Genomic DNA, 9,138 nt, shown 5'->3' on the forward strand with positions numbered 1-9,138 from the left:
GTGGCAAAAGCGACAATAATCACGGGGGTGGCAACCGTCGTCGTTGCCTCCGCGATGCTGACGTCCTGTGCTCCCGAGGCGCAGTTGAGTCCGCTCGAGCGTGCCCGCGGCGTGAACCAATCCAAGCACGTGGGGAAGCTGTTCGCGGGCGAGCCGGAGGTCGTCGATGACGTCCTCGGCATCAAAACCACCAAGCTGTTCTTCCCGACGTCTGAGACGCTTGTGCTCAGCGACACCTCCGTCGAAGCGCAGCTGCGCGCGGCGTCCATCGCGGTCACCACGAACGCGCCGATGATGGTGTACGACCCCACCCGTCACGCCGAGTACGTGCAGATGATTGCGGATATGCGCACTGTGAACGTGCTCACTGTGGGAGACGTGGCCATTGCGCCGTCGAAAGGTGCGGTGAGCGTGCAGCGCGACCCTGGCGGGCTGCGGGCATTAGAACAGATGACTGCGCTGCGCTACCGGGAGCACACCGTCGCCACGCCGCAGGAGGCGGTGCGTGAGGTTTCCAGCCTGCACCAGCGCGAGCCGATGTGGCTGCGCGCTCAATGGGCGGACCCGTCGGTGTTGCCCGCGGCGAATCCGGAACCCTTCCCCATTCAGTCCCGCCGCGATGCCAATATGGCACCGCGGGTGGTTGCCACCTGGGAGTCGTCCATCCCGTCAGTGGCAAACGCGCGTAGTTACGGCGCGGATGTGACCGTTGTGCCGTTGGCGGATCCGCGCAAGAGCGAGCAGACCCTGTTCGCCATGGCTGGGCTGGCTGAGCGCCCATTGGTCGCGCTGGGGAGCCAGTTCGGCACCTCCGCTCAGTTGATCGACCGGATCCGGGAGGCGGAAGCGGCGTACTAGCGCTGTGTGAAGTGATACCCTGAGGCTGTTTTCTACTATGTGAGAAGAGGGTTTCAGTATATGAAAATTGCAGTGCTCGCAGGAGACGGTATCGGACCGGAAGTCATGACGGAGGGGCTGAAGGTCCTCCACACCGTGCGCGACGACGTGGAGACCACTGATTTCGACCTCGGCGCCCGCCGCTACCTGCGAAACGGCGAACTGCTCACGGACGCGGACCTGGCTGCGCTGAAAGAGCACGACGCAATCCTGCTCGGCGCCATCGGTGACCCGGAGCGCGTGCCAGCCGGTGTGCTCGAGCGCGGCCTGCTGCTGCCGCTGCGCTTCACACTCGACCACTACGTCAACCTCCGCCCGTCGCGGCTGTACCCGTCGTCGGTCAGCCCGCTGGCCAACCCCGGGGAGATCGACTTCGTGGTGGTGCGCGAGGGCACCGAGGGCCTCTACGCCGGCAATGGCGGCACTCTGCGCCAGGGGACCGGGCACGAGGTGGCCTCCGAGGTCTCCCAGAACACCTACCACGGTGTTTCGCGCGTGGTGCGCTACGCCTTCGAGCTGGCCATGACGCGCCGCAAGAAGCTCACGCTGGTGCACAAGACCAACGTGCTGGTGAACGCCGGCGGGCTGTGGCAGCGCGTCGTCGACGAGATCGCGGCCGAGTTTCCGCAGGTCGAGGTGGACTACAACCACATCGACGCCGCGACGATCTACATGGTGCAGGACCCGCAGCGCTACGACGTCATCGTCACCGACAACCTCTTCGGCGACATCCTCACCGACCTCGCCGGCGCCGTCGCAGGTGGCGTGGGTCTCGCCAGCTCCGGCAACATCAACGCCGCCAAGGAGTTCCCCTCCATGTTCGAGCCCGTCCACGGCTCCGCCCCGGACATCGCCGGCCAGGGCATTGCGGACCCCACCGCGATGATCCTGTCTGTGGCCACGATGCTGCGCTTCCTTGGCGACGAGGGCAACGCCGCGCGCATCGAGGATGCCGTCGAGCGCGATGTCTCGGAGCGTGGCGACGCGAAGGTGCGAACTGCCGAAGTGGGTGACCGGATCGCCGCCGCCCTGAAGTAGGGTTGTGCGCATGCATGTGACCCGCACGATCCCCGCCGTACTGACCGCAACCGCACTGGTGTTGACCAGCTGCAGCAGCACAGAGGGCGGGCTCGGGCAGCCAGCCGCGCTCGAAACCAACGGTGACGAGGTCATCCAGGATGCCGACGGCACCGGTGTCGAGGTCTCGCAGCGCCTCTTCGATTCTTCGGAGACGGTGGTGGTCTCTGCCAAGGAGCGCGACCAGCAGCTCAAGGCCGCAGCTGTTGCGGTTGAGCTCGGGGCGCCGATGCTCGTGCGTCTCGACGGCGCCGATGCCGCCGTCGACGGCGAGATCGAGCGACTGGGAGCGACGCGCGTGATCAACGTGCCGGGCGATGAAGAAGGCGCCGAGGCGGTCGCTTCTGCCGAACCGGCCGACGATGTTGCGGTCATCGCCGAATTGGAAGCTCAGAATCCGAGCGAACTGACCATGCCGCCGGTGTTTGCCACGGCGAAATCCTCGCGCGCGTCTGTGGCCACGGCGCGCGCTGCCGGTGCCGAGGTGCAGGTGCTGGCCGCGCCGGATCCGCGCGCCACGGCGGACAGTATGCGCACCGTCTCCGACCAGGACACCCTCGCACTGGGCCGCCAGTGGGGCGACACGGAAAACTTCCAGGCGCGTGCGGCGCTGGCGGAGGGCGGCGAGCTGCCCGGCGGCGGCGGTCTGGTGTTCCCGGGACGCCGCATGGTGGCGCTCTACGGACACCCGTACGGCCCGGACCTGGGAGTGATGGGTGAGCAGGATCCGGCGGCGGCGGTGGAACTGGCGAAGAAGTACGCCGAGGACTACCAGCCGTTTAGCGACGAGCCGGTCGTCCCCGCGTTCGAGATTATCGCCACGGTTGCCTCCGGAGGCCCGGGCGACGACGGCAACTTCTCCAACGAGACGCCGATGGAGGACCTGGTGCCATACGTCGACGCGATCGTGGACGCTGGCGGCTACGCCGTGATCGACCTGCAGCCCGGTCAGGGCAGCTTCCTCGAGCAGGCCAAGATCTACGAGGAGCTGCTCAAGCGCCCGAACGTCGGCCTGGCGCTGGACGCAGAGTGGAAGCTCAACCCGGGCGAGCAGCCGCTGTCGCGCATCGGCAGTGCCACCTCCGGCGAGATCAACGAGGTGGCGGACTGGCTCGCCCAGCTCGTCCGCGACAACAACCTGCCGCAGAAGGCGATGATCCTGCACCAGTTCAACGTGGCCATGTACCCGGACCGCGAAAACATCGTCACCGGCCAGCCGGAGCTCGCCTGGGTCCTGCACGCCGACGGCCACGGTGGACCGGAGCAGAAGTTCGACACCTGGAACGTCCTGCGCGAAGGCCTAGACCCGAACTTTTTCATGGCGTGGAAGAACTTCTTCGACGAGGACTTCCCGACCTTCAGCCCGGAGCAGACCTACCGCGACGTCAACCCCCGTCCGTGGTTTGTCAGCTACCAGTAGAAACCGCCGGTATCGGGAGCAGCTCCGCGATACTCTTGCTCCATGAGTGTGGAGCTTGAAGAGGTCTACAGTTTCCTCGCCCAGCACGAGCCCTTCTCGACGCTGCCCGAGGCCACCCTGCGCGCCCTTCCCGCGCAGATGGGCATCACCTACGTCCGCCGCGGCCAAACTGTTGTGGAGGTGGGCCAGCCCAACGACACGCTCTACGTCATTCGCTCCGGGGCGGTAGACGTCGTCAGCGAGGACAATTTGCTGCTGGACCGGCGCGAGGCCGGACTGAACTTCGGCTACTCCACGCTGGTGGGCGAGCGCGAGTCCGCGTACCTCATGCAGGCGGTGGAAGACAGCATCCTGCTCATGCTCCCGCGGGAGGCATTTCTCGAGCTGCTGGAACAGTTCCCGGATCTGGGCAGGTTTTTCCAGACCGCCTCGCGCCGCGTGCGCGCCGCCGCTGACGAGGTGCGCGACACCGGCGCCACCGACGTGCTGCGCACCCCGTTGCGCGAGATCTTTTCCGGGCGCGAGCCGGTCACGCGGGACAGGGGCGTGAGCATCGCAGAGGCTGCTCGCGCGATGGGCGAGGAGGGCATCAGCAGCCTGATCATCACCGACGGGCAGGAGGTCGCCGGCATCATCACCGACGCTGACATGCGTTCGCGCGTGGTCGCAGGCGGTGTGGACACGTCCAGGCCCGTGGCGGATGTGATGACCAGCCCGGTGCGCACCATTGCGCCCAACGCGCTCGTGTTTGAGGCGATGCTGACCATGAGCGAGCTGGGCATCCACCACCTGCCGGTCGCCGGCCAGGGCCAGGTGGTGGGCGTGGTCACCGCCGCGGACATCATGCGCCAGTTGCAGGCGGACCCGATCTACCTCGCGGCCGACGTGGCGCGGGCCTCGCTGGAAGAGCTGGACGGCGCGTACCGGGACGCGGCACGGGTCGCGGTGCGGTTTTTCGAGCGCGGCGCCTCGGCTGCCGAGATGCAGAGGTTGCTCACCTCGATCGCGGACGCGGTGGCGAAACGGTTGGGCACTTTAGCCGTCGAGAAGCTTGGGCCCCCGCCTGTGCCCTTCGCGTTCGTTGCGGTCGGGTCGCAGGCGCGCGGGGAGATGGGCCCGGCCAGCGACCAGGACAACGCGCTTGTGCTCGCGGATGCCTACGACGCCGCGCAGCACGGAGAATACTTCGCCGAGCTCAGCACGTTCGTCTGCGAAGGCCTCGCCCGCGCTGGCCAGGCGTTGTGCCCGGGCGACATGATGGCGTCTTCGCCGCAGTGGCGGAAGACGGAAAGCGAGTGGGGCCGCACCTTCCACGGCTGGGTCACCGCGCCGAAGCCGGACGCGTTGCTGCATGCGCAGGTGTTCTTCGATTTCCGCGCCGTTTTCGGTTTCGGCGATGGCTGGCAGGACATGGCGGCGCGGGTGCGCTCTGGCGCGCTGGCGTCCGCGCACGGCTCGCGCCGCCTGCACACGCACCTGGCGGCGCTGGCTACCTTCCGCGAGCCGCCGGTGGGCTTCTTCCGCGGGTTCGTGCTCGAGCGCAGCGGCGAATACGCCCACACGCTGGACATTAAGCGCGGCGGCACCGCGGCGGTGGTGCAGATGGCGCGACTGTACGCCATCGCGGCCGGGGTGGACGAGGTGGACGAGGTGGACACCATCGCACGCCTGCGTGGCGCTGCCGGCGGTCCGGTTTCCGCGAAGGGGGCGGCGGATCTTCTGGACGCCTACGAGTACCTCGCCGACCTGGCCATGCGCCACCAGTCCGCTCAGGTGCGCGCGGGCGAGACGCCGAACTACCGCATCGACCCGAAGCAACTGCCAGGGCGCGACCGCGCGGCGCTGCGGGATGCGTTCGGCGTGATCAAGTCGCTGCAGAACGCGCTGTCCACCGCGTACCCGACCAGGGCGGTGTGAGATGCTGTTCGGTCCGAAGAAGCGCAAGCTTATCGACGGCGCACTGCTCGCCGTGGACGTCGAAACCACGGGGCTTAAGCCTGAGCGGTCGCAGCTGGTGTCCGTGGGGTGGGTGCCGGTCAACGGGCAGGTGATCGACCTGGCCGGCGCGGAATCCTTCGTGCTGCGGGGCGCGGACGTGGGGGACTCCGCCACCCTGCATGGTGTAACGGACGACGAGGTGGCGTCGCTTGGCCGGGAGCCTGCAGAGGTGCTCGACGCGTTGTTGGCTGCGCTTGAGGGGCGGAAACTGCTCGCGCACTTCGCGCAAATGGAAACGGGGTTTCTGGGTAAGTTGCACCAGGATGTGCGCGGGACTAAGTGGCGGCTGCACGACAGCGAGGTGGTGGACACCTTTGCTATGGAGCGGCGTCACATGGAGCGCATGGGCACGTACCCGCGCGGGGAGGACCTGCGTTTGCCCAGGGTGCGGCAGCGTTATAACCTGCCGGCGTACGCGAACCACAACGCGCTGACCGACGCAGTGGCGTGCGCTGAGCTGTATCTCGCGTTGACCGCATCCGGGTAACGCCACTTTTGTAATTAGTTGTATGCTCGGTCACATGCGTTTTGGACGAATTGCAACACCTGAAGGAATGACGTTCGCCGTCATCGACGACGAGGGCAAGATCGCGAAAGCCATCGCTGGCACCCCGTTCACCGACCCCGAGTACACCGGCAAAGAGTACCCGCTTGAGGACGTCCGCCTGCTTGCCCCGACCCTCCCGTCGAAGGTGGTGGCAGTGGGGCGCAACTACGCCGACCACGTGGCGGAAGTGTTCAAACAATCCTCGGAGCACCTGCCGCCGACCATCTTTATCAAGCCATCCACGGCAGTGGTGGGCCCGGGTGCCGCCATCAAGATCCCGGAGTACGCCACGGGCGTGGAGTTCGAGGGCGAGCTCGCGCTCGTTGTCGGCGTGCCCTGCAAGAACGTGAAGGCTGCAGACTGGAAGTCTGTCATCCGCGGTGTGACCATCATCAACGACGTGTCCTCGCGCGACCTGCAGTTCGCCGACGGCCAGTGGGCCCGCGCAAAGGGCATCGACACCTTCGGCCCGATCGGCCCGTGGATTGAAACGGACCTGGAGAAGTTCGACTTTGCCAACCTGCCTATCAAGGCGCACCACACCCACAACGGTGTCACCGAGACCAAGCAGGACTCCAACTCCAACCAGATGATCAAGTCCGTCGGCGAGATGGTGGAGTGGGTTTCCGAGTCCTTCACGCTGCTGCCTGGCGACGTCATCGCCACCGGCTCGCCCGCCGGCACCGCAGAGATGGTCCCGGGCGACTACATCGAGGTGGAGATCCCCGGCATCGGCAAGCTGGGCAACCCGGTCGAGCGGGCGTAACTACAGGCCGAGCGCGCGCATGATTGTGCGCAGCTTGGCCGAAGTCTCGTCGAGCTCGGCCTGCGGGTCCGAGTAGGCGGTGAGACCCCCGCCCGCCCAGGCGCGTGCCCGGGTGCCGTCGCCGTTGACCTCGGCGCAGCGAATGGCCACCATGTACTCGCCGTCGCCGGCGGCGTCCGTGTATCCCACCGCGCCGGCGTAGAATCCGCGGTCCGATTCCGCGGTGGTGATCAACGCTTCCGCCGCCGCCTGCGGGGTGCCGCAGACCGCGGGGGTGGGGTACAGGCTCAGCGCGAGGTCGAGCGCGCTCGGCGCGGGATCTTTCAGCACGCCCTCGATCGGTGTGGCCAGGTGCCACATCTCGCTGGTCTTTTCCAGCCGCGGGCGTTCCGGGACGGAGAGTTCGCTGCACAGCGGCGCGAGGATGCGGCGGATGTGGTCGACCACGAAGCGGTGCTCGTCCAAGTCTTTCGCAGAATCGCGCAGCGAGTTGGCCGCGGCCTGGTCGGCCTCCGGATTGCCGGGCACGCGGGCGGCGGAGCCGGCCAGGGGGAACGACCAGACGCGGTTGCCGCGCCGCCGCACCAGCACCTCTGGTGAAGACCCCACGAGGAAATGCCCGTCGCGTCCCGACGGGGTGAGGTCCGCGATGAACCCGTCGTGCGTGTACGACAGGTCGATCAGTCGTGCTGCGACCAGGCGGGGATCCACCGGAGGGTCGAAGGCGATGTCCACCGCGCGCGCCAGCACCACTTTGTCTAAGGCGGAGCTTTGGATCGTCGAGATGGCGGCTTCGACTCGGCGCAGGTGCTCGGCCGGGGACGGGTCGACGTCGATAAGCATTGCGCGCAGCTTCGAGCCTTCGCCGACGCGGTAGTAGGGGTGCGGCTCGAGCGCACCCGGCTCGCGGATGATCCGCTCGGGGACCGTGAGCGCCGTCGGGCAGTCGTGGTCGAAGGGCAGTGCGCCGACAATCATCTCTTCCTCGCCGCGCGCGATCGCGTCCGCGGCCTCCCACGCGTCGTCGAAGGTGCGGAGTGCACCCTGGGTGCGCACGGAGCCGTCGCCACGCGAGAGCAGAAAGTCTGGGGCGCTATCGGGTCTGGAAGTGGGCATGTGACGATACTTTATCCAACCCCCATCTGTGCACGCACGTCTGTATCGCTTGTTGATACATAAAGGTGGGGTTAATGTGGCCGATGTGAAAATTGTGAAACGCCTTGCGGGTGGTCTCGCTGCCTTGCTCGTCGCAGGTAGTGCGATCGCTCCGGTGCAGGCTGGGGCCCAAGACATGTCCTCGCAAATCAACGGGCAGGTCAACCGCGCGATCAACGACGCCAACCGCGCTGCCGCCGATGCAGTGAACCAGGCCAACGCCGAATGGAACAAGTTCGTCCAGATGGCCAACGACACCATCCCCGGCAGCTCGGCCCTCCCGCGCAACCCTTTGCCCGCTCCGGCGCCGGTGCCTGCCCCCGCGCCCTGGGCGCCCCAGGCCCCCGCGCCGGTGGCAAACGGCACCAACGGCGAGATCCATGCCGCCGGCCGCAGCTACCTCATCTGGGTGCCGCGAGGCTACAACCCGGCGAACCCGACGCCGGTGATGGTGGGCTACTCCGCCTACCAAGATTCCACCGAAAACTTCCGCAACTCCTCCCGCCTGCGCGAATCCTCCGTCGGGCGCGACGCCATCATCGTCTACCCCCGAGCCATCGGCGCATCCTGGGAAGGCTCGCCGACCGCCTCCACCCGGCCCGGCCAGGACATCGCCTACGTGCGCGCCATGATCAACGACGTGCAGCGCTACTACAACATCGACCGCCGACGCATCTACGCCACCGGCATGTCCACCGGCGGCGGCATGGCAGCAGTCTCCGCCTGCCATATGGCGGACCTTTTCGCCGGCGTCGCAGGTGTATCCGGTGCCTACTATGCGCCGGTGAACCGGGGTTGCCAGAACCTGCCCATCGCATTCATGGCGCTCCACGGCATGAACGACACGCTCACCCCGTACTACGGCACCACCCGACGCGGCCAGCGCGTCCTGCCGGTGCCGGAGCTATTCGGCTCCTACGCCGTCCGCAACGGCTGCGGCCCCGGCCTCAACCGCGCCCCGCTGTACAACGCCACCCGCGTCTCCGCGCGCGGCTGCCGCAAAGGCGTCGAAGTGATCCAGGTGCACGGCTCCAACCACTACTGGTGGTACTCGCCGTCCGCCGCCGACGAAATGTGGGCGTTCCTCTCCCGCCACTCCAAGTAGCGCACCACCTAGGCGCCTCCCGGGGCGCGACCCGGGGCGCCTGTCAAGGCGCAGTTTTGTAAAACTCGGCCACAGTGGGGTGGAAGGAGCTGGGGGTATTGGGTTTTGGCCTTTGTTCTAGGCCGAGTTTTACAAAACCATGTTGTGCCGGTTCTGCGGTCGCAGAATGTTGT

General features: G+C 67.1%; 8 protein-coding genes. 7 read left to right on the forward strand and 1 reads right to left on the reverse strand.

Translation table 11 applies throughout. The features are described 5' to 3' along the window. Nucleotides 1-27: 27 nt before the first annotated feature. From HMPREF3151_RS07300 to HMPREF3151_RS07325, 6 genes are read left to right on the forward strand one after another with little or no spacing between them, the layout of a single operon-like run. Entirely contained in the window at nucleotides 28-858 is an 831-nt protein-coding gene (locus HMPREF3151_RS07300; RefSeq protein ID WP_246815231.1) for a hypothetical protein, read from the forward strand. A 60-nt stretch (nucleotides 859-918) separates the two neighbouring features. After that, the gene (locus HMPREF3151_RS07305) at nucleotides 919-1,935 is read left to right on the forward strand and encodes a 3-isopropylmalate dehydrogenase (protein ID WP_070474892.1); all 1,017 of its coding nucleotides are present in this window, start codon (nucleotides 919-921) and stop codon (nucleotides 1,933-1,935) included. Between the two features lie 10 nt (nucleotides 1,936-1,945). Beyond that, nucleotides 1,946-3,394 carry a cell wall-binding repeat 2 family protein gene (locus HMPREF3151_RS07310; RefSeq protein ID WP_070474911.1) on the forward strand — a complete coding sequence of 483 codons (1,449 nt, stop codon included), beginning with the start codon at nucleotides 1,946-1,948 and terminating at the stop codon, nucleotides 3,392-3,394. A 42-nt stretch (nucleotides 3,395-3,436) separates the two neighbouring features. Continuing rightward, on the forward strand, nucleotides 3,437-5,311 hold the full coding sequence (locus HMPREF3151_RS07315; RefSeq protein WP_070474893.1) for a DUF294 nucleotidyltransferase-like domain-containing protein: 1,875 nt from the start codon (nucleotides 3,437-3,439) through the stop codon (nucleotides 5,309-5,311). 1 nt (nucleotide 5,312) lies between these two features. Then, a complete protein-coding gene (locus HMPREF3151_RS07320; RefSeq protein WP_070474894.1) occupies nucleotides 5,313-5,879 on the forward strand; it encodes an exonuclease domain-containing protein in 567 nt (188 codons plus the stop codon). Between the two features lie 34 nt (nucleotides 5,880-5,913). After that, a complete protein-coding gene (locus tag HMPREF3151_RS07325; protein ID WP_083290238.1) occupies nucleotides 5,914-6,705 on the forward strand; it encodes a fumarylacetoacetate hydrolase family protein in 792 nt (263 codons plus the stop codon). Here HMPREF3151_RS07325 and HMPREF3151_RS07330 read toward each other — a convergent pair whose 3' ends face one another. Then, nucleotides 6,706-7,821 (reverse strand): isochorismate synthase, encoded by a 1,116-nt coding sequence (locus tag HMPREF3151_RS07330; protein ID WP_070474896.1) that lies wholly within the window; start codon nucleotides 7,819-7,821, stop codon nucleotides 6,706-6,708. It abuts the gene before it with no gap. Between the two features lie 76 nt (nucleotides 7,822-7,897). On the opposite strand from HMPREF3151_RS07330, the gene HMPREF3151_RS07335 reads away from it, so the two are divergent. Next, on the forward strand, nucleotides 7,898-8,965 hold the full coding sequence (locus HMPREF3151_RS07335; RefSeq protein ID WP_070474897.1) for a CE1 family esterase: 1,068 nt from the start codon (nucleotides 7,898-7,900) through the stop codon (nucleotides 8,963-8,965). The last annotated feature ends 173 nt before the right edge of the window (nucleotides 8,966-9,138 follow it).

Source organism: Corynebacterium sp. HMSC05H05, assembly GCF_001807265.1.
GTDB lineage: Bacteria > Actinomycetota > Actinomycetes > Mycobacteriales > Mycobacteriaceae > Corynebacterium.